The following is a 22,312-nucleotide window of genomic DNA, read 5'->3' as shown; positions in this document are numbered from 1 at the left end:
GTTTATATGTGTGTGTGGTAGGGTCGTTAATGAAATGGACAACCAGTAGCTTCTGTTTTTTTATAAAAGAAATTAGGCTCTTTCATAACATTTTTATATCCGTGATGATAATTGGAAACTAATGTGGGTGACAGGGAAGGAGCTAGCCATGACCATTTACCAGTAACTTCTCTACCATTTCTTGTTTCGTTTAATTCGAATCTTTCAAATTGCTTTGATGCAGTGAGATGATCAACAATAGATACCCCAGATTTTTTAAATGAATGATAAACTGCATAATTCAATTCGACAAGTGTGCGATCTTTATTGAAAGAATTATTCTTTAGTGTATCAAATTCAAACGCTTCTGCAACACTTTCTAATAAATTATAACGATAAGAATCTGTGAAATTACGTACAGCTATTTCGTTTACCATATACCAACCATTAAAGGGGGCGGTTGGATATGTAATTCCACCAATCTTTAGATCCATGCTTGATATGATTGGTACCGCATACCATTTTAATCCAAGTTGCTGTAATTTTGGAAAATGATCATGTTCAATTGTAACTTCTTTGATCAAGTGTGGTTGATAGTTATGATATTTCATTGTGCCATTAGGCATTTTATAGATTAAAGGTAAAATATCGAAGTCAGTATGTGAACCCTGCCAACCAAGATGTTCAGCAAGTTTAGTAATACTTTTTTCTGCAGGATCCCCTATATCTTCATAACCTGCATATCTGATTAACTGATTATTATATATTTGAGGAGGATCATCCTTCGAAAATATTGTGATATAAGGTTTTATTTTTCCGTTATTTGTCGCTATTGCGATATGATTTTCAATTGCGTTAATAAAGTCATTTTCAGATTGTATGTGTCTTGCATCGACAACAGTTAATGAATCCCAAAAAAATCGTCCAATACAGCGATTAGAATTTCGCCAGGCCATTTTCGTTCCATAAGTTAATTCTTCGGCGGTATGTTCATAAGTTCCGGTTGCTTCAATGGCATATTCAATTTCTCTAATTCTTTTTGAAATACTTTGATCATCATAATTTAATTCTCTATACATTGTGTCGATGAAGGATTTCGCTTCTTTTAACATATAAACACCTCAATATAGATTATAAATCATTTTTAAGATTTTATAATCTTATATCATATAAATGTCACGACATTGTCGTTAGTCATGTCACATTTTAAACAAATTTAAATCATAGATTAAATAGTATGTGAAAAAAATATAATCTTATGTTGAATTTTTCCAGTATATTTAAGTCCTTTTTCATGTGCTATCAAGCTTTCTTTTATGCTAAACTAATGGAAAAGCCGATTGGAGAGATGGTTGTGTACCAATTTGAAGACGATACGTTAGTATTGCATAATGATTTATATCAAATAAATATGGCAGAAAGTTATTGGAATGATGGGATTCATGAACGTATGGCAGTATTTGATCTATATTTTAGAAATATGCCATTTGATAGTGGCTATGCTGTTTTTAATGGATTGAAACGTGTCATTGATTACGTTAATAGTTTTCAATTTTCAGAATCAGATATCGATTATTTAAAATCTATTGGTTACCAACAAGATTTTCTAAGTTATTTAAAAAAATTGAAATTTACTGGCAATATCCGTTCAATGCAAGAAGGGGAGCTTTGCTTTGGTAATGAACCGTTACTAAGAGTCGAGGCGCCGTTAATACAAGCACAATTAATAGAAACGATGCTATTAAATATTGTTAATTTCCATACATTGATAACAACAAAGGCGAGTAGAATTAGACAAGTAGCACATGAAGATATGCTAATGGAATTTGGTACGCGTCGAGCACAAGAAGCGGATGCAGCATTATGGGGAGCTCGAGCAGCTTACATTGGTGGATTTAATTCTACAAGTAATGTGCGAGCGGGAAAACTATTTGGTATTCCAGTTTCAGGTACACATGCACATGCCATGGTACAAACATATGGTGATGAATATATTGCATTTAAAAAATATGCTGAGCGTCATAAAGATTGTGTATTCTTAGTGGATACGTTCCACACATTGAAATCTGGAGTGCCAACAGCAATTAAAGTCGCTAAAGAATTAGGTGATAAAATTAATTTCGTCGGCATTCGTTTGGATTCTGGAGATATAGCATATTTATCGAAAGAAGCACGTCGTATGCTCGATGAAGCCGGTTTTCCAGATGCTAAAATTATCGCTTCGAATGATTTAGATGAGCAGACGATTACGAGTTTAAAATCACAAGGTGCAAAAGTTGATTCATGGGGTGTTGGAACAAAACTCATTACTGGGTTTGATCAACCTGCATTAGGCGCAGTATATAAATTGGTAGCAGTAGAAGATGGTAACGGTGAGTATGTGGATCGTATTAAACTTTCTAATAATGCCGAAAAAGTTACAACACCAGGTAAAAAAAATGTTTACCGTATTATCAATAAAAAAACAAATAAAGCTGAAGGTGACTATATTACGCTCGAACATGAGGATCCATATGAAGAATCGCCTTTAAAACTATTCCATCCAGTTCATACTTATAAAATGAAATTTATAAAAACATTTATCGCAAAAGATTTACATCATGATATTTTTAAAAATGGTCAACTAGTTTATGAAATGCCAAGTGAGGGTGAGGCGCAAACGTATCTAAGAAATAGTCTTAATTACTTATGGGATGAAAATAAACGTCATTTAAATCCACAAGAGTATCCAGTAGACTTAAGTACAGCGTGTTGGGAAAATAAACACAAACGTATTTTTGAAGTTGCTGAACATGTTAAAGAGATGGAGGAAGAAAATGAGTAACCTACAAGATATTGTTGTTAGAGAAATGAAAGTGAAACCTGAGATTGAAAGTAAAGTTGAAACAAAACAGATTGTTCACTTTATAAAAAGTTATATACAATCCCATTCATTTGTACAAGCATTAGTATTAGGAATTTCAGGCGGTCAAGATTCGACATTAGCAGGGAAATTGTGCCAAATGGCAGTAGAAGAATTAAGAGAAGAAGGGAATTTATGTGAATTTATAGCTGTTAAGTTACCTTATGGTGAGCAAAAAGATGCTTCAGAGGTTGAAGACGCATTAACCTATATTCAGCCAGATGAAATCAAAACTATAAATATTAAACCTGCAGTGGATCAAAGTGTTCAATCACTTAAAGATGCCGGAATTACATTAACTGATTTTCAAAAAGGAAATGAGAAAGCTAGAGAGCGCATGAAGGTTCAATATTCAATCGCATCTAACAAAAAAGGTATCGTTGTAGGCACAGATCATTCTGCCGAGAATATAACGGGTTTTTATACTAAATATGGAGATGGTGCTGCTGATATTGCGCCATTATTTGGTTTAAATAAAAGACAAGGCAAGCAATTATTAAAATACTTGGGTGCACCAAAGCATCTTTATGAAAAAGTTCCTACTGCTGATTTAGAAGAAGATAAACCCCAGTTACCTGATGAGGAAGCGCTAGGTGTAAGCTATAATGATATCGATGATTATTTAGAAGGTAAATCAGTACCTAGTGATGCAAAGACTACAATAGAAAACCATTATATTAAAACTGCACATAAAAGAGAGTTAGCATATACAAGATATACTTGGCCAAAAAATTAATTAAGTTCCAAATATTTTTAGTGACAAAATAAAAAGATGTTGGTAAAATAACTTGAATTTAATAGCAGAAAGGAAAATGGTCATGTCAGTGATAACATCTAATCCATGGTTAATGGTTTTAGCGATTTTTATTATAAACGTTGCCTATGTAACGTGTCTTACAATGAGAACAATATTAACACTTAAAGGTTATCGCTATGTAGCTGCAATTGTCAGTTTTTTAGAAGTTCTTGTGTATGTCGTTGGATTAGGTATGGTAATGTCTAGTTTAGACCAAATTCAAAATGTGTTCGCATATGCGTTTGGATTTTCAATTGGGATTATTGTAGGTATGAAAATAGAAGAGAAATTAGCGCTAGGTTATACTGTCGTTAACGTTACCTCATCTGAATATGAGTTAGATTTACCACGACAATTAAGAGATTTAGGTTATGGTGTAACGCACTACACAGCATATGGTCGTGATGGAAATCGATTAATCTTACAAATTTTAACACCAAGACGTTTTGAATTTAAATTAATAGAGACCATTAAGCAAATAGATGAAAAAGCCTTTATCGTAGCGTATGAGCCTCGTACAATTCACGGCGGTTTCTGGGCGAAAGGTGTCAGAAGTAAAAAACTTAAACAATATGATACGGATGAAGTTGAAAGTATATGAAAAAACAGCAAAAATTTAAAGTAGAAGAAAATGAGACAATTCAAGATTGTTTGCAACGCATGCGTGACGCAGGATATACACCTGTGAAGCGCTTTGAAAAACCACTTTATAAAGAGAATAAAGATGGAACTTTCGAAGTTTATAAACAAGAAATAGAATTTGTTGGTAAAATTTTACAATAATGATTGGCAAACCGTTATGGAATAACATGTCCATAACGGTTGTTTTTATCGGCGCTTAATTTTTTTATACAGATAGTTGAAAAGGTTTATACTTTTTACAAGAATTCTGTTAACTAATAGTGAAAAGGATAAACACGAACTTTTATTAAAAATTATGTTTTAATGTACATGTTTTAAGGCGTAATACTAACAAAATTTATGTATGATAGGAGCTTATTTCAATGATTGAACGTTATTCTAGAGAAGAAATGTCTAATATTTGGACTGATCAAAACCGCTATGAGGCGTGGTTAGAGGTGGAAATCCTTGCGTGTGAAGCGTGGAGTAAATTAGGAGATATACCTACAGAAGATGTAAAAAAAATACGTCAAAATGCCAAGGTTGATGTGGCACGTGCACAAGAAATTGAACAAGAAACACGTCATGATGTCGTTGCATTTACAAGACAAGTATCAGAAACGCTTGGTGAGGAACGTAAATGGGTCCACTACGGTCTGACATCAACAGATGTTGTAGATACTGCATTAAGTTATGTTATTAAACAAGCGAACGATATTATTGAAAAAGATTTAGAGCGTTTTATTGAAGTATTGGCGAAAAAAGCAAAAGACTATAAATATACATTAATGATGGGACGCACACATGGCGTACATGCTGAACCAACAACATTTGGTGTTAAGATGGCATTATGGTACACAGAAATGAAACGTAATTTAGAACGTTTCAAGCGTGTAAGAGAAGAAATAGAAGTTGGTAAAATGAGTGGTGCAGTAGGTACTTTTGCAAATATCCCGCCTGAAATTGAAGCATATGTTTGTGAACATTTAGGTCTAGACACAGCGGCAGTTTCAACACAAACATTACAACGTGATCGCCATGCTTATTACATTGCAACACTTGCTTTAATTGGTACATCAATGGAAAAATTCGCTGTAGAAATACGTAACTTGCAAAAAACTGAAACTCGTGAAGTAGAAGAAGCATTCGCGAAAGGTCAAAAAGGATCTTCTGCAATGCCACATAAACGTAACCCAATTGGTTCAGAAAACATTACTGGTATCGCACGTGTGATTAGAGGATACGTAACAACTGCATATGAGAACGTACCACTATGGCATGAACGTGATATTTCACATTCATCTGCAGAACGTATTATGTTGCCGGATGTTACAATTGCCTTAGATTATGGATTAAATCGTTTCACAAATATTGTAGAAAGATTAACAGTATTTGAAGATAATATGCTTGATAATATAGATAAAACATTTGGTTTAATTTATTCACAACGAGTATTACTTGCCTTAATCAATAAAGGTTTGGCTCGTGAAGCTGCATATGATAAAGTACAACCAAAGGCTATGGAATCATGGGAAACAAAAACGCCGTTTAGAACTTTAATCGAACAGGATGAGTCAATTACAGAGTTATTGACTAAAGAAGATTTAGATGAATGCTTTAATCCGAAGCATCATTTAAACCAAGTAGATACAATTTTCCAAAGAGCCGGTTTAGAATAATTGAATTTTTCAAGTGAAATCGTTACACTTTAATGTATTAGTACGTTAAACTGAGATTAAATTGAAAAATACAGGGGTTGTTTTAAATGCAAATAGAAAAATTAAAAGGGAAAGCATTAGATGAATTGTTTGATGCTATTTTAACACTAGAAAATAGAGAAGAATGTTATCAGTTCTTTGATGATTTATGCACTGTTAATGAAATTCAGTCATTATCACAGCGGTTACAAGTAGCGAAAATGATTAAACAAGGCTATACGTACGCAACAATTGAACAAGAGTCTGGTGCATCAACTGCAACTATTTCACGTGTAAAAAGATCATTGCAATGGGGTAATGATGCTTATACGATGATTCTAGAGCGCATGAATATAGAAACGGCCGATTAACGATTTCGCAAATTAGAAAAATAAAAGATTAGGCTTAGTTGAGCTAACGATAAGATGTTTTACATCTTTGTCGTTAGCTTTTTTGTTTTAATAAGAAATATTATTTGCACTATAAAACAGTCCTTTTCAACTGTAAGTACATTTTGAAACCTGATGTAAATGTTTATAAAAGGAAAGTGAGGCAATTGATATGTAACAATGAAATAAATATAATAATCAATGAACTGACTTGTGGAATTGAATGAAAGGAAGTAACGATATGTTCAAAAAATTGTTATTTGGGCTAATAATATTATTTAGCCTGATAATGTTATTCCTGTTAGCCCTTATAGTTGGAATATGTTTGGCAGTATTTTCAAATCCATACACACCCACTAAATCGAGTATTGTAAAACCTACCAATGCATTGCCAATCATTAGTAAAACACAAGGAGTTACACGTGTGAATGGTCACGTGATTGTAAATAAAAAGTATAAACTCCCAGCACAATACCAGCCAGGTGAAGATAAAGTCGCGAAACAAAATCTTAATAAATTATTGGCTAATGGTGAAGCAGACCAATTAGATTTAAAATTTACTAGTGGTTATCGAAGTTATAGAGAACAACAAGAAGTAGTGAAAGATTTTGAAGAAAAAGATGGTAAAAAAGTTGCGCATCAATACACTGCAAAACCTGGGCAATCAGAACATCAAACAGGTCTTGCATTTGATGTTGGTACCAATAAACCGTTAGATGATTTTCATAAAGATTTTGAGAAAACCAAAGAAGGTCGCTGGATAGAGCAAAATGCGTCAGACTATGGCTTTATTATTAGGTATCCAAAAGGTCAATCACATGAAACAGGTTATGCATACGAGGCATGGCATCTTCGTTATGTTGGTAAACCGCTTGCCAAGATTATTGATGAACAAGATACTAATTTAGAAAGTTACTATCATTTAAATGAAAAATGAAATTAAACAAACAAATCACTTCGAAAATTCGGAGTGGTTTTTTCTACATCATTTTTAGAACTCAAGGCATAAAAATGATATAATCTAATGTATGCTAAAAGAAGGAGTAACATGTTATGGATGAGATTAAAAAGTGGAAACATATTTTTAAATTAGATCCTGCAAAGTCAATTAATGACAAGGATTTAGAGCGGATTTGTAAATCTGGGACCGATGCTATTATGATAGGTGGTACAGATCATGTTACCGAAGATAATGTTTCACACTTAATGAAAAAAGTTAAGACTCATTCCGTACCGCTAGTATTTGAATTTTCAAATTTAGAGAGTATTGTGCCAGGGTTCGATTTATATTTTATACCTACAGTGTTAAATAGCATGGATGTAAAGTTTCATAATGGTATGCTCTTAGAAGCACTGAAAAATTATGGGTATTTAATCGATTTTGAAGAAATAGTATTCGAAGGTTATGTTGTACTAAATCCCGATTGTAAAGTGGCAAAATTGACACAAGCTAACACACAAATAACAACAGAAGATATTGAAGCATATGCACAAATGATTAATGATATTTATAAATTACCGGTTATGTATATTGAATATAGTGGTGTTTATGGAGAAGTTGATATGGTAGAAGCAGCAGCTAATTCATTATCTAATACACAATTATTTTATGGTGGTGGTATTAGTGATTATGAAGAAGCAGAGGCAATGGCTTCTGTAGCTGATACAATCATCGTCGGCAACATTATTTATGAAGATATAAATAAAGCACTAAAAACAGTTAAGATAAAGGAGACACATAAATGAATGCATTAGTTAATAAAATGAATGATGAACAAAGCCAGGCAGTACGTACAACAGAGGGCCCATTACTTATAATGGCAGGCGCGGGTTCAGGTAAAACGCGTGTCTTAACACACCGTATTGCTTATTTGTTAGATGAAAAAGGAGTGTCTCCGTATAACGTTTTAGCGATTACTTTTACAAATAAAGCAGCTAAGGAAATGAAAGCACGTGTCCAAACTTTAGTTGGTGAACAAGCTGAAGTTATTTGGATGTCAACATTCCACTCAATGTGTGTGAGAATTCTTAGAAGAGACGCAGATCGTATCGGTATTGAGAGAAACTTTACGATTATTGATCCGACTGACCAAAAATCAGTTATTAAAGATGTTTTGAAAAATGAAAATATAGATAGTAAGAAATTTGAACCTAGAATGTTTATAGGTGCAATTAGCAATTTAAAAAATGAATTAAAGACACCTGAAGATGCGCAAAAAGAAGCGAATGACTACCATACTCAAATGGTTGCGACTGTATACAAAGGTTACCAACGTCAACTTTCAAGAAATGAAGCGCTAGACTTTGATGATTTAATTATGGTCACAATCCGATTATTTGAGCGTGTTCCAGAAGTATTAGATTATTACCAAAACAAATTCCAATACATCCATGTGGATGAATATCAAGATACGAATAAGGCGCAATACACATTGGTGAAATTATTAGCATCAAAATTCAAAAATTTATGTGTAGTAGGGGATTCTGACCAATCAATTTACGGTTGGCGTGGTGCAGATATCCAAAACATCTTGTCATTTGAAGAAGATTATCCTGAGGCAAAAACAATTTTCTTAGAACAAAATTATCGTTCTACTAAAAACATATTAAATGCAGCAAATGAAGTTATTAAAAATAATTCAGAGCGTAAACCTAAGGGATTATGGACAGGCAATACAGATGGCGATAAAATCCATTACTATGAAGCAACAACTGAACGCGATGAAGCAGAATATGTCGTACGTGAAATCATGAAACATCAACGAAATGGTAAGAAATATCAAGATATGGCAATTTTATATCGTACCAATGCACAATCACGTGTACTGGAAGAAACTTTTATGAAATCTAATATTCCTTATACTATGGTTGGAGGGCAAAAGTTCTACGATAGAAAAGAAATTAAAGATTTATTAAGTTATTTAAGAATAATTGCAAACAGTAATGATGATATTAGTTTACGTCGTGTTATCAATATTCCAAAACGTGGTATTGGTCCATCTTCAGTAGATAAAATTCAAGCTTATGCCGTTCAAAATGATTTGAGCATGTTTGATGCGTTAGCAGAAGTTGATTTTATTGGTTTATCAAAAAAAGTAACACAAGAATGTATTACTTTTTACGATATGATGCAAAACATCATCAAACAACAAGAGTTTTTAGAAATTACAGAGATTGTAAATGAAGTATTAGAAAAATCAGGTTATCGTGAAATGCTAGAACGTGAGCAAACGTTAGAATCTAGAAGTAGATTAGAAAATATTGATGAGTTTATGTCTGTACCAAAAGATTATGAAGAAAATACTCCGTTAGAAGAACAATCCTTGATAAACTTCCTTACTGACCTGTCATTAGTTGCTGATATAGATGAAGCGCAAATTGAAGACGGTATAACGTTGATGACAATGCACTCTGCTAAAGGTTTAGAATTCCCAATTGTTTTTATAATGGGTATGGAAGAATCACTATTTCCACACATTAGAGCGATTAAAAGCGATGATGAGCATGAAATGCAAGAAGAAAGACGTATTTGTTATGTTGCTATTACACGTGCAGAAGAAACATTATACTTAACACACGCTACATCTAGAATGTTATTTGGTAGACCACAGTCTAATATGGCATCTCGATTTTTAAGAGAGATTCCTGAAGATTTATTAGAAAATGAATCTAAGCGTAAGTCTAGTTCTCAAAGTAAAGGGAATAGTTTCCAATCAGCTACAAAACAACCAGCTAAAAGATCTTATAGTCAAAAGACTACTAGTTCAAGAAAAACTCAATCAACAACTAATTGGAATGTTGGTGATAAAGTGATGCATAAATCATGGGGTGAGGGTATGGTTAGTAATGTGAAGGAAAAAAATGGCTCAGTAGAATTAGATATTATCTTTAAATCAGAAGGACCGAAACGTTTATTAGCACAGTTTGCACCAATTGAGAAGAAGGGGGAGTAACAAGTGGCTGATTTGCAATCGCGTGTAAATGAATTACATGAATTATTAAATCGATATAGCTATGAATATTATGTTCAAGATAATCCATCTGTTCCTGATAGCGAGTATGATAAGTTGCTACACGAATTAATAGATATTGAAACAACTCATCCTGAATATCGAACAGAGGATTCACCTACAGTGAGAGTAGGTGGTAGTGCGCAATCAACATTTGAGAAAGTGCAACATGATACCCCTATGCTTAGTTTAGGCAATGCATTTAACGAAGAAGATTTGAGGAAGTTTGATCAACGTATACGTGACAACATCGGTGACGTAGAGTACATGTGTGAATTAAAGATAGACGGTTTAGCCGTATCGTTAAAATATGAAGACGGAAGATTTGTCCAAGGATTAACACGTGGCGATGGTACTACAGGTGAAGATATAACAGAAAACTTAAAAACCATTCACGCTATTCCATTAAAAATTAATGAACCTAGAACATTTGAAGTTCGTGGTGAAGCATATATGCCTAGAAAATCATTTTTTAATTTGAATGAAGCTAAAGCAGAAAATGATGAACAACCTTTTGCAAATCCAAGAAACGCAGCTGCAGGTTCACTAAGACAATTAGATTCTAAACTTGCAGCTAAACGTAAATTAAGCGTCTTCTTATATAGTGTGAATGATTTTACACAATTTAATGCAGATACTCAAAGCGAAGCGTTAGATGAGTTAGACCAATTAGGATTTAAAACAAATCAAGCACGCCAACGTGTTAAAACGATAGACGAAGTGTTGGCTTATATTGAAAAATGGACAGAGCAACGGGAAGACTTACCATATGATATTGATGGTATAGTAATTAAAGTGAACGCTTTAGAACAACAAGAAGAACTTGGATTTACACAAAAATCACCGCGTTGGGCTATTGCATATAAATTCCCTGCAGAAGAAGTAATAACAGAGTTGTTAGATATTGAGTTAAGCATTGGTAGAACGGGTGTAGTGACACCAACTGCAATATTAGAGCCGGTAAAAGTTGCAGGAACTACTGTTTCTCGCGCTTCTTTACATAATGAAGATTTGATACATGAGAAAGATATTAGAATTGGTGACAGTGTTGTCATTAAAAAAGCTGGAGATATTATCCCAGAAGTTATCAAAAGTGTGTTAGATAGACGTCCTGAAAACGCAGAGCAATATCATATGCCTACACATTGTCCTAGTTGTGATCATGAGTTAGTAAGGATAGAAGGTGAGGTTGCACTACGTTGTATCAATCCGAAATGCCAAGCACAGTTAGTGGAAGGTTTAATACATTTTGTTTCTAGACAAGCTATGAACATTGACGGTCTAGGTACAAAAATTATTCAACAATTATATGAAAATGAATTGATAAAAGATGTAGCTGATATTTTCTACCTTACGAAAGAAGATTTAGAGCCACTTGATCGCATGGGTGAGAAGAAAATTGATAATCTGCTTAAAGCTATCGAGTTAGCAAAGTCTAATTCTCTTGAACAATTATTATTTGGATTGGGTATAAGACATTTAGGTGTAAAAGCAAGTCAAGTTATAGCGGAAAAATATAGTACTATGGATAAGTTGTTCGATGTTACGGAAGAAGATTTGATAGCAATCCATGATATTGGGCATAAATTAGCCCAATCAGTAGTAACTTATTTAGAAAATGAAGATATCCGCGCACTTATTGAAAAATTAAAAGTTAAAAATGTTAATATGACTTATAAAGGTGTTAAGACAAGTGAACTTGAAGGGCATCCTGAATTTAAAGATAAAACAATTGTTCTAACTGGTAAGTTGTATCAAATGACACGAAATGAAGCATCAAAATGGTTAGCGTTACAAGGTGCAAAAGTAACTAATAGTGTTACTAAAAGTACAGATTTAGTTATTGCAGGTGAGGACGCTGGTTCTAAGCTGACTAAAGCAGAAAAATTTGGTACAGATGTTTGGTCTGAAGAAGATTTTGTTCAGAAACAAAAAGAAATTGAGGGATAGAGGAGATAATGCATGAAAAGAACGATAATATTAATCATTTCAGCAATTTTTGTATTATCAGCATGTGGTCAAAATGAAGAGAAACCAAAAGAAAAGTCGAAGGATAACGCACAGCAACAAGAATCAGGTTCTATAAAAGAAATCGCGACAGATAAAAATGTACAAGGTGATAACTACAGAACAATTTTACCTTTTAAAGAAAGTCAGGCTCGAGGATTATTACAAGATAATATGGCTAATAGTTATAACGGAGAAGACTTTGAAAATGGGCTTCTAGATTTAAGTAAAAGCGTATTTCCAACAGACGAATATTTATATCAAGACGGTCAATACCTAGATAAATCCACAATTAATGCGTTTTTAAGTCCGAAGTATACGAAATCTGAAGTAGATAAGATGGATGAAGAAGAGCGTAAAGAGAAAAAAGCAAATGAAAATTTAGGACTTAATCCTTCTCACAATGGTGAAACAGATCCTGAAAAAATCGCTGAAAATTCACCAGCCTATTTATCTAACATTTTAGAACAGGATTTTTATGGTAGTGGTGATACTAAAGGTAAAAAAATCAAAGGTATGACAATAGGTTTAGCAATGAATAGTACATACTATTATCAAAAAGAAAAAGATGGCGAAACTTATAGTAAAGATTTAGATGATAAAGAAATTAAAAAGCAAGGTAAGCAAATGGCAGGGGAAATTCTATCTAGAATTCGTGAGCATAAAGAATTAAAAGAAATACCAATCCATTTTGCAATCTACAGACAAACTGGTGAAAATTCTATTGTACCTGGAGAGTTTATTGCAGGTACAACTGTCGAAGAAGGGAAAACTCGCATCAATGATTGGAAAGATATTAATCAAAAAACAGTTTTATTACCTTCACAAGAAGCGGCTGATTTAGATGAAAACTTAAATAATGATTTTAAACAGTTTAATGATGATTTACAAACTTATTTTAATAACTTTACTCAAGCAGTCGGAACGGTTAAATTTGATAAAAAAGAAGCGAAACAATTATCTGTCGATGTACCAATTGATTACTATGGTAAAGCAGAAACAATCGGTATTACGCAGTATGTAACGGAACAAGCAGAAAAATATTTTGATGATATTGATGAATATGAAATTCATATTAAAGATGGTAATAATCCAAAAGCCTTAATTAGTAAAGCAAAAGGTGATAAAGAACCTCAAGTTCATATTTATAAAAATAATAATTAATAAATGTGTGTAAAATGACACCCTTCAAAATTGTCACTATAAGTCAATTAAGGGTGTCTTTATATTAATATGAATGATTAGAACATATTTATTCTTTAATAATTTGCTTGACCCTGTTGAGGTCTTTTTCGACAAAATCCCCCGGTTTTTTAGTATATTTACTAACGAGATAAGTTACAATCACACTTGCTAAGAAACCAGGAATAATTTCATACATACCAAATAACTCATTGATATTAGCTTGAGGTTTTACCCATGTAATCCAAATAATAACGACTACTGCACCTGTAATCATTCCAGATAAAGCTCCTGCATGTGATAGGCCTTTCCAATATAGGGAGAAGATGACTAAAGGACTGAAAGCAGCGCCAAATCCTGCCCATGCATTCCCAACTAAATTTAAGATGGTGTCATTTGGAGACCAAGCAATCCAAATAGCAACAATGGCTACTAACAATACAGACAATCTTCCAACCATCACGAATTCTTTTTCGTGTTCTCGGGCTTGATCTTCTCCACGAATTAATTTATAAAAATCCTCAGTTAATGAACTAGACGTTACAAGTAACTGAGAAGATATTGTACTCATAATTGCTGCCAATATCGCTGCTAATAAGAAACCACCTACAAGCGGATGGAATAAAATCTGGCTCATGACAATAAATAGAGTTTCAGGGTCTTCTAATTGAATATTGCGTGCAGAAATAAATGCAATACCAGTAAGCCCGACCGCTACAGCGCCTAACAAACCTATAACCATCCAACTAATACCAAGTCGTCTCGCTTTAGGTAATAATTTATGTGTTTTAATAGACATGAATCTAACGATGATATGTGGCTGACCAAAATAGCCCAACCCCCAAGCAAATAATGAAATTATACCTAATACGGTTGTACCTTTAAATAAATTCATATTAGTCGGTTTCATTTCAGCTACTTGTCTAAACGTATCTAAACCGCTGAGCTCTATGAGCGCAACAATAGGTACCATGACCATAGCGATTAACATGATAACACCTTGGAAGAAGTCTGTAATAGAGACGGCTAAGTAACCTCCAAAGAAGGTATAGAATATAACGATAGCCGCTACAATAATAAGTCCCCAATGATAGTTCAAACCAAAAGCACTTTCGAACAATTTACCTCCTGAAACAAAACCAGAGTGTGTATATAGCGTGAAGAAAATTACGATAATTAAACCAGAAATAATTTTTATATAATTATTTTGATCATTCAGTCTATTTTTGAAAAAATCTGGTAATGTAATTGCATCACCTGCGAGCTCAGTATAAACTCTTAACCTAGGAGCTACGACAAAGTAGTTCACATATGCTCCTAAAGAGAGCCCAATTGTAATCCACATTGCTGAAAGACCAGTGCTATACACAGAGCCTGGTAATCCCATAATCATCCAACCACTCATATCCGATGCCCCAGCTGAAAGAGCAGTGACATAAGGACCAATACTTCTGCCTCCAAGCATAAATTCACTCAAATTACTTGTAGACTGTTTATATCCATAATAACCAATAACGAGTAGTACAATGAAATATATTACAATCATAATATAAGTCTGCCAACTCGCTTGAACTTGATTAGCTAACGAAGTGCCCAAAATCAGCATGGTTCATCATCTCCCTTTATCTTTATCTATTAAATTGTTTTACATGAATGATTATACAATGAAATTTATAAATAGAGTAGTACTATTTTTATTTTTAAAGAAATATTACTTATCACAACATATAATTAAGCGCTTACATATAGTTGTTGTAATGATACACTCGTTATAAATTTTAGTGATTTATTATGCAAATTAAAAATGAGTTATCTATAGATAAAGTTAATGAATCGATTAAACTTTAAAAAGTAAATAGTACAACTTGCGAAATTAAATCGCTTTAATTTGTGTATATTATTGAAAAACTTAGATTTTTGGCTGGAATTTTGGTACAATTTTGTAATGAATGAGTAAAAAGGAGGCTTTTATTTAATGGCTAAAGTTACACGAGAAGAAGTTGAACACATCGCTAATTTAGCAAGACTTCAAATTACTGAAGATGAAACTGCAGAAATGCAAAACACTTTAGAAAGTATTTTAAACTTTGCTAACCAAATAGATACAGCGGATACAAGTAACATTGAACCAACATATCATGTATTAGATTTACAAAATGTATTACGTGAAGATAAAGCAGTCGAGGGCATTCCCCAAGAACTTGCATTAAAAAATGCTAAAGAGACGGAAGATGGACAATTTAAAGTACCATCTATCATGAATGAGGAGGACGCTTAAGATGACGATCCGTTATGAATCTGTGGAGAATTTAATCAGCTTAATCAAAAATAAAGAAATAAAACCATCACAAATTGTTAATGACATTTACGATGCAATTGAAGAAACGGATCCAACTATTAAATCATTTCTTGCGTTAGATAAAGAAAATGCAATTAAGAAAGCACAAGAGCTTGATGAGTTACAAGCTAAGGACCAAATGGAAGGTAAGTTATTCGGTATTCCAATGGGAATTAAAGATAACATTATTACTGAAGGTGTGGAAACAACTTGTGCTAGTAAAATGTTAGAAGGATTTGTACCGATTTATGAATCAACTGTAATGAATAAGTTACATAATGAAAATGCGGTACTTATCGGTAAATTGAATATGGACGAATTTGCAATGGGTGGTTCAACAGAAACATCTTATTTCAAAAAGACAGTAAATCCATTCGATCATACTGCCGTTCCAGGTGGCTCATCTGGTGGTTCAGCAGCAGCTGTAGCAGCGGGCTTAGTACCATTTAGTTTAGGTTCAGATACTGGTGGCTCAATTCGTCAACCAGCTGCATATTGTGGTATCGTAGGTCTAAAACCAACATATGGACGTGTGTCTCGTTTCGGTCTTGTTGCATTCGCATCATCATTAGATCAAATTGGTCCATTGACACGTACGGTTAAAGATAATGCACTAGTGCTAGAAGCAATTACAGGCGTTGACGAAAATGATTCAACAAGCGCTCCTGTTGAAGAAGCTGATTATACAGCTGATATAGGAAAAGACATCAAAGGCCTTAAAGTAGCTTTACCAAGTGAATATTTAGGTGAAGGTATTTCTGATGAGGTTAAAGATTCAGTTAAAGAAGCAGTTGAAACACTAAAATCATTAGGTGCAACAGTTGAAGAAGTTTCATTACCTAATACGAAGTATGGTATTCCATCTTACTATGTCATAGCTTCTTCAGAAGCGTCATCAAACTTATCTCGTTTTGACGGTATAAGATATGGCTATCATTCGCCTGAAGCTAATTCATTAGAAGAATTATATAAAATGTCTAGAAGCGAAGGTTTTGGTGAAGAAGTTAAACGTCGTATCTTCTTAGGTACATTTGCGTTAAGCTCAGGATATTACGATGCCTTCTACAAAAAATCACAAAAAGTTAGAACTTTAATTAAGAATGACTTTGATCGTATTTTTGAAAATTATGATGTTGTAGTAGGTCCTACTACACCAACAACTGCATTTAATTTAGGTGAAGAAATTGATGATCCACTTACAATGTATGCGAACGATTTACTAACAACGCCTGTAAACTTAGCAGGATTACCAGGTATCTCTGTACCGTGTGGACAATCAAATGGTCGACCAATTGGCTTACAATTTATCGGTAAACCTTTTGACGAAAAAACATTGTACCGTGTCGCTTACCAATATGAAACACAATTCAATTTTCATAATGAATACGAAAAATTATAAGGAGTGGAAATCATGCATTTTGAAACAGTTATTGGGCTAGAAGTCCATGTTGAGTTGAAAACAGATTCTAAAATGTTCTCATCATCACCAGCGCATTTTGGAGCGAAACCAAACTCAAATACAAATGTAATTGACCTTGCATATCCTGGTGTCTTGCCAGTAGTAAATAAACGTGCAGTTGATTGGGCTATGAGAGCATCAATGGCATTAAATATGGAAATTGCTACGGAATCAAAATTTGACCGTAAAAACTATTTCTATCCAGATAATCCAAAAGCATATCAAATATCACAGTTTGACCAACCAATTGGTGAAAATGGTTATATTGATATCGAGGTTGATGGAGAGACAAAACGTATTGGTATCACACGTTTACACATGGAAGAAGATGCTGGTAAATCAACACATAAAGATGGCTATTCTTTAGTTGATTTAAATAGACAAGGTACGCCATTAATTGAAATCGTATCTGAACCAGACATTCGTTCTCCACAAGAAGCGTATGCATACTTAGAAAAATTACGTTCTATTATTCAATATACAGGCGTTTCTGATTGTAAAATGGAAGAAGGCTCACTACGTTGTGATGCTAATATTTCTTTACGCCCATATGGTCAAGAAGAATTTGGTACAAAAGCAGAACTTAAAAACTTAAATTCATTCACTTATGTTCGTAAAGGACTAGAATATGAAGAAAAACGCCAAGAAGAAGAATTGTTAAACGGTGGGGAAATTCTTCAAGAAACACGTAGATTTGATGAATCTAATGGTAAAACATTATTAATGCGTGTTAAAGAAGGTTCTGACGACTATCGTTACTTCCCGGAACCAGATATCGTTCCTCTATACGTTGATGATGAGTGGAAAGAACGAGTTCGTCAAACAATCCCAGAACTACCAGATGAAAGAAAAGAGAAATATGTTAAGCAATTTGGTTTACCAGCTTATGATGCACATGTACTTACACTTACTAAAGAAATGTCAGATTTCTTCGAAGGTGCTGTAGCACAAGGTGCTGACGTCAAATTAACATCTAACTGGTTAATGGGCGGAGTAAACGAGTATTTAAATAAAAACCAAATTGAATTATTAGATACTAAACTTACACCCGAAAACTTAGCTGGAATGATTAAATTAATCGAAGACGGAACAATGAGTAGTAAAATTGCTAAAAAAGTATTCCCAGAACTTGCCGAAAATGGTGGGGATGCCAAGCAAATTATGGAAGATAAGGGCTTAGTTCAAATCTCGGATGAGGCAACACTTCTTAAGTTTGTTAATGAAGCATTAGATAATAACGAACAATCAATTGAAGACTATAAAAATGGTAAAGGTAAAGCGATGGGCTTCTTAGTTGGACAAATTATGAAAGCTTCAAAAGGCCAAGCTAATCCACAATTAGTCAACCAATTATTGAAACAAGAACTAGATAAAAGATAATAAGTTAACACATAGATATTTATAAGTACTAAATTGTTATCATATGTATTAAATCTATAACTAGTATTAGCGGGCTGGGACAATTAAATTGTCTCAGCCTTAATTATTTTATTTGCAACAGCTAACGTCCCACTTCGCTAAAGAAGCATTTCTTAATTTATTGGTTAGTTCTTCTTATGCATGAGCGGAAGTTCAGCTAAATCTCTTAATCCTAGTTATCATATACAAGGGAGCGAAGTAATATTTTAAAAAGAAAATTAAATTCCTTTGTTGCTCTTGATTTTTGCACGTTGTTACATATTTTCTTTTAAAATTTAATCTAAAATGCTTTTATCATCTATGTAAATCATTTAATATAGGTAATGAGTATACGAAGTTGAGGGATAAATTATGAGAAAACGAGCTAGAATCATTTATAACCCAACATCTGGCAAAGAACTTTTTAAACGTACCTTACCAGATGTTTTAATTAAATTAGAAAAAGCAGGTTTTGAAACAAGTGCTTATGCAACTGAAAAAGTCGGAGATGCTACAACGGAAGCAACACGTTGTTTAGAACAAAATTACGATGTACTCATAGCCGCAGGTGGCGATGGCACTTTAAATGAAGTTATCAATGGCATAGCAGAAAAGGCCAATAGACCAAGTTTAGGTATCATTCCGATGGGCACTGTTAATGATTTTGGTCGTGCGTTACATTTACCTACTGATATAATGAGTGCGATTGATGTCATCATTGAAGGTCACATTACGCGTGTAGATATAGGGAAAATGAATAGTCGCTATTTTATTAATTTAGCGGCAGGAGGACAATTAACTCAAGTATCGTATGAAACACCGAGCAAATTAAAATCCATTGTTGGACCGTTTGCATATTATATAAAAGGGTTTGAAATGTTACCGCAAATGAAAGCAGTAGATATCCGCATTGAATATGATGATGAATTATTTCAAGGCGAAGCACTTTTGTTTTTGCTTGGCTTGACTAATTCAATGGCAGGTTTTGAGAAATTAGTGCCTGATGCGAAATTAGATGATGGTTATTTTACTTTGATTATCGTTGAAAAGGCAAATCTTGCTGAACTAGGCCATATAATGACTTTAGCATCAAGAGGTGAACATACGAAACACCCAAAGGTACATTATAAAAAAGCGAAATCTATAAGTGTTTCCTCATTTACTGATATGCAACTCAATGTAGATGGTGAATATGGTGGTAAACTACCAGGTAATTTCTTAAATTTGAAACAACATATTGAAGTGTTTACACCAAGTGATATACAAAACGAAGAAATAGTAGAACAATAAAATACAGAATAAACTACGAGGTTAGGTCAGTCTATAAATATTCCTAACCTCTTTTAGTGTGGGGTGAAATAATGAACGCAATTCAAAAAAATGAAGTCGTAGAGGGTAAAGTTGTAGATTTAACGCATGAAGGTCATGGTGTTGTTAAATTTGATCGTTATCCTGTTTTTGTTCCTAATGCATTAATAGACGAAATAATTGAATTTAAAGTGATTAAAGTAAAAAAGAATTTTGCAATAGGTAAACTAATCACTATTAAAGAACAAAGTGAGTCACGTGTAGAACCACCATGTGTCTATTATTATAAATGTGGTGGCTGCCAGTTACAGCATATGACTTATCAAGCACAATTAAATATGAAAAAAGAACAAGTGGTAAATTTATTTCAACGAAAAGCAGGATTTAAAGATGTTGTTATACACGATACAATTGGAATGGATAACCCTTGGTATTACAGAAATAAATCACAAATTCCAGTAGGAAAAAATAATGAGCATGAAATAATAACAGGGTTTTATCGTCAGCGCAGCCATGACATAATCGATATGGATGAATGTTTAATACAAGATAGTTTACATCAAGATGTAATAAATAAGGTTAAAGTATGGTTTAACGAACTTAATGTGAGTGTTTATAATGAACATCAGAAGCAAGGATTAATGCGTCATGTGGTTATTAGAACTGGGCACCACTCAAGAGAATTAATGGTAATCTTTGTCACAAATGGTAAAAAGTTTAAACAAAGTGATGTTATAACTGAGAGATTAGTAGCTGACTTTCCAGAAATTGTCAGTGTTAAACAAAATATAAATACAACACATTCCAATGTGATTATGGGAGATAATTCATATACTTTATATGGAAAAGATGAGATTGAAGATACATTATCTGATGTTACATTCAAAATAAATGACCAATCGTTTTATCAAATTAATTCCGTACAGACTGAAAAGTTATATCAACGTGCTATAGAATATGCTGAACTACAAGGTGAAGAAGTAGTGCTTGATACGTATTGTGGTATTGGTACTATTGGATTATACATGGCTCCAAAAGCGAAACATGTCTATGGGGTTGAAGTTGTACCTGAAGCAATAAAGGATGCGCAGTTAAATGCGACTATAAACCAATTTGAAAATACTACTTTTGTCTGTGGTAAGGCTGAAGATGTTATCTTAAAATGGGAATCAGAAGGAATTAAACCAGATGTAGTAATGGTTGATCCACCTCGTAAAGGGTGTGACGAAACATTTTTGGAAACTTTATTAGAATTAAAACCCAAAAAGATCGTCTACATTTCCTGCAATCCATCGACACAGCAGCGCGATGCTCAATTACTAGCACAACATTATAAATTAACCCAAATAACACCTGTAGATATGTTTCCTCATACAACACACGTTGAAACTGTTGCACAATTTGAGAGACTTTAGATTTAAATCAGTAGGTTAATAAAATGTTTTATTATATATAGTAATTGTGAAAGTAATTAATTATTTGTTTACTGAGTATTGCAGATTATTGCAAATAGAGTAAGTTTGTTAAAATTTAATTACAAGCAACTAACTTTGTTGAAAAGCCCTTTATTAGTGTAGGTAATCGTTGTATACTCTAGGTAATAACGAATGACATGGAGGGGTGACTGATGTTCAAAATTGATTTGTTTTCGAGCAAAAAGGCGCTTGAAGGCTTTATCTTATTTCAATTTACAATTGTGATGATAAGCATTTTAGTATCTTATAAAATAGCTTATTCTATGACACATATTATTGAACAGAACATTGTTTTAAATTTGTTGCTTGGCATAATAGGTTTTGCAGTTGTATACTTCTTACATGAATTTATTCACAACATTATGTTTCGAATGTTTTCAAAAGGTAATAAACCTACGTATCAGATTCGATTAGGTTTAATGACAACACATATGCCGAACGTTTATTTTAAAAAATGGCAGTACATCAGCATCATGTTGGCTCCATTTGTCATTATTACAACTGCGATATTCATACTATTTTCTTTCTTTGCATATTCATCATTTATATTTATAGCGTGTTTCCACATAGGATACTGTGTGTTGGATTTGTACTTTCTATCAGGTGCATTCAATAAAAACGTGCAATTGATTGAAGACACAGAAGATGGCATTATATTTTACACGAAAGCTTCACTTCAAGACTTACAAATAGAAGCAAAATAGCTTATATTTAATATAAATTGTTTTTAATTAGAGAGTTAGTATTCTAC

General features: G+C 33.3%; 19 protein-coding genes. 17 read left to right on the top strand and 2 right to left on the bottom strand.

The window, feature by feature from the left end; translation table 11 throughout:
* Window positions 1–26: 26 nt before the first annotated feature.
* Entirely contained in the window at window positions 27–1,091 is a 1,065-nt protein-coding gene (locus BTM19_RS11760) for a nitric oxide synthase oxygenase (protein ID WP_038678856.1), read from the bottom strand.
* A 242-nt stretch (window positions 1,092–1,333) separates the two neighbouring features.
* Between BTM19_RS11760 and BTM19_RS11755 the strand changes: the two genes are divergently transcribed.
* The 11 genes from BTM19_RS11755 (at window position 1,334) to BTM19_RS11705 (ending at window position 13,565) form a co-directional block, all read left to right on the top strand.
* Entirely contained in the window at window positions 1,334–2,803 is a 1,470-nt protein-coding gene (locus BTM19_RS11755) for a nicotinate phosphoribosyltransferase (protein WP_029378955.1), read from the top strand.
* On the top strand, window positions 2,796–3,617 hold the full coding sequence (gene nadE, locus BTM19_RS11750; RefSeq protein ID WP_029378956.1) for an ammonia-dependent NAD(+) synthetase: 822 nt from the start codon (window positions 2,796–2,798) through the stop codon (window positions 3,615–3,617). The genes BTM19_RS11755 and nadE overlap by 8 nt, the downstream gene beginning before the upstream one ends.
* Before the next feature lie 82 nt (window positions 3,618–3,699).
* Window positions 3,700–4,278 (top strand): DUF2179 domain-containing protein, encoded by a 579-nt coding sequence (locus BTM19_RS11745; protein WP_017723468.1) that lies wholly within the window; start codon window positions 3,700–3,702, stop codon window positions 4,276–4,278.
* Window positions 4,275–4,460, top strand: coding sequence for an NETI motif-containing protein (locus BTM19_RS11740; RefSeq protein WP_029378957.1), 186 nt, complete (start codon window positions 4,275–4,277; stop codon window positions 4,458–4,460). Before BTM19_RS11745 ends, BTM19_RS11740 begins: the two co-directional genes overlap by 4 nt.
* 221 nt (window positions 4,461–4,681) lie before the next feature.
* Window positions 4,682–5,977, top strand: a complete 1,296-nt coding sequence (purB, locus tag BTM19_RS11735) for an adenylosuccinate lyase (RefSeq protein WP_029378958.1) — start codon at window positions 4,682–4,684, stop codon at window positions 5,975–5,977.
* An 86-nt stretch (window positions 5,978–6,063) separates the two neighbouring features.
* Window positions 6,064–6,366 carry a YerC/YecD family TrpR-related protein gene (locus tag BTM19_RS11730; protein WP_017723471.1) on the top strand — a complete coding sequence of 101 codons (303 nt, stop codon included), beginning with the start codon at window positions 6,064–6,066 and terminating at the stop codon, window positions 6,364–6,366.
* 343 nt (window positions 6,367–6,709) lie between these two features.
* Window positions 6,710–7,321, top strand: coding sequence for a M15 family metallopeptidase (locus BTM19_RS11725; RefSeq protein ID WP_225489542.1), 612 nt, complete (start codon window positions 6,710–6,712; stop codon window positions 7,319–7,321).
* Between the two features lie 116 nt (window positions 7,322–7,437).
* On the top strand, window positions 7,438–8,130 hold the full coding sequence (gene pcrB / locus BTM19_RS11720; RefSeq protein ID WP_038678851.1) for a heptaprenylglyceryl phosphate synthase: 693 nt from the start codon (window positions 7,438–7,440) through the stop codon (window positions 8,128–8,130).
* Window positions 8,127–10,337, top strand: coding sequence for a DNA helicase PcrA (gene pcrA, locus BTM19_RS11715; RefSeq protein WP_069796820.1), 2,211 nt, complete (start codon window positions 8,127–8,129; stop codon window positions 10,335–10,337). Before pcrB ends, pcrA begins: the two co-directional genes overlap by 4 nt.
* A gap of 3 nt (window positions 10,338–10,340) precedes the next feature.
* Window positions 10,341–12,344, top strand: a complete 2,004-nt coding sequence (gene ligA / locus BTM19_RS11710) for an NAD-dependent DNA ligase LigA (protein ID WP_038678849.1) — start codon at window positions 10,341–10,343, stop codon at window positions 12,342–12,344.
* Window positions 12,345–12,356: 12 nt separating this feature from the next.
* Window positions 12,357–13,565, top strand: a complete 1,209-nt coding sequence (locus BTM19_RS11705; protein ID WP_029378963.1) for a CamS family sex pheromone protein — start codon at window positions 12,357–12,359, stop codon at window positions 13,563–13,565.
* Between the two features lie 88 nt (window positions 13,566–13,653).
* On the opposite strand, the gene putP is transcribed toward BTM19_RS11705, so the two are convergent.
* Window positions 13,654–15,189, bottom strand: coding sequence for a sodium/proline symporter PutP (putP, locus tag BTM19_RS11700; protein ID WP_029378964.1), 1,536 nt, complete (start codon window positions 15,187–15,189; stop codon window positions 13,654–13,656).
* 369 nt (window positions 15,190–15,558) lie between these two features.
* On the opposite strand from putP, the gene gatC reads away from it, so the two are divergent.
* The 6 genes from gatC to BTM19_RS11670 all read left to right on the top strand — a co-directional run bounded on the left by gatC (window position 15,559) and on the right by BTM19_RS11670 (window position 22,265).
* Window positions 15,559–15,861: an Asp-tRNA(Asn)/Glu-tRNA(Gln) amidotransferase subunit GatC gene (gatC, locus tag BTM19_RS11695; protein WP_029378965.1), complete on the top strand. Its 303-nt coding sequence runs from the start codon at window positions 15,559–15,561 to the stop codon at window positions 15,859–15,861.
* 1 nt (window position 15,862) lies between these two features.
* Window positions 15,863–17,320: an Asp-tRNA(Asn)/Glu-tRNA(Gln) amidotransferase subunit GatA gene (gene gatA, locus BTM19_RS11690; RefSeq protein WP_029378966.1), complete on the top strand. Its 1,458-nt coding sequence runs from the start codon at window positions 15,863–15,865 to the stop codon at window positions 17,318–17,320.
* 12 nt (window positions 17,321–17,332) lie between these two features.
* Entirely contained in the window at window positions 17,333–18,760 is a 1,428-nt protein-coding gene (gene gatB, locus BTM19_RS11685; RefSeq protein WP_029378967.1) for an Asp-tRNA(Asn)/Glu-tRNA(Gln) amidotransferase subunit GatB, read from the top strand.
* Window positions 18,761–19,150: 390 nt separating this feature from the next.
* Window positions 19,151–20,068 carry a diacylglycerol kinase gene (locus tag BTM19_RS11680; protein WP_029378968.1) on the top strand — a complete coding sequence of 306 codons (918 nt, stop codon included), beginning with the start codon at window positions 19,151–19,153 and terminating at the stop codon, window positions 20,066–20,068.
* A gap of 71 nt (window positions 20,069–20,139) precedes the next feature.
* Window positions 20,140–21,501 carry a 23S rRNA (uracil(1939)-C(5))-methyltransferase RlmD gene (rlmD, locus tag BTM19_RS11675; RefSeq protein ID WP_038678846.1) on the top strand — a complete coding sequence of 454 codons (1,362 nt, stop codon included), beginning with the start codon at window positions 20,140–20,142 and terminating at the stop codon, window positions 21,499–21,501.
* A gap of 212 nt (window positions 21,502–21,713) precedes the next feature.
* A complete protein-coding gene (locus tag BTM19_RS11670) occupies window positions 21,714–22,265 on the top strand; it encodes a DUF3267 domain-containing protein (protein WP_029378970.1) in 552 nt (183 codons plus the stop codon).
* Window positions 22,266–22,312 lie beyond the last annotated feature (47 nt).

The organism is Staphylococcus xylosus, from assembly GCF_002732165.1.
In the GTDB taxonomy this organism is placed as follows: domain Bacteria; phylum Bacillota; class Bacilli; order Staphylococcales; family Staphylococcaceae; genus Staphylococcus; species Staphylococcus xylosus.
Note: the sequence above shows the minus strand (reverse complement) of the source record. Positions and strands in the feature narration are given on the sequence as shown.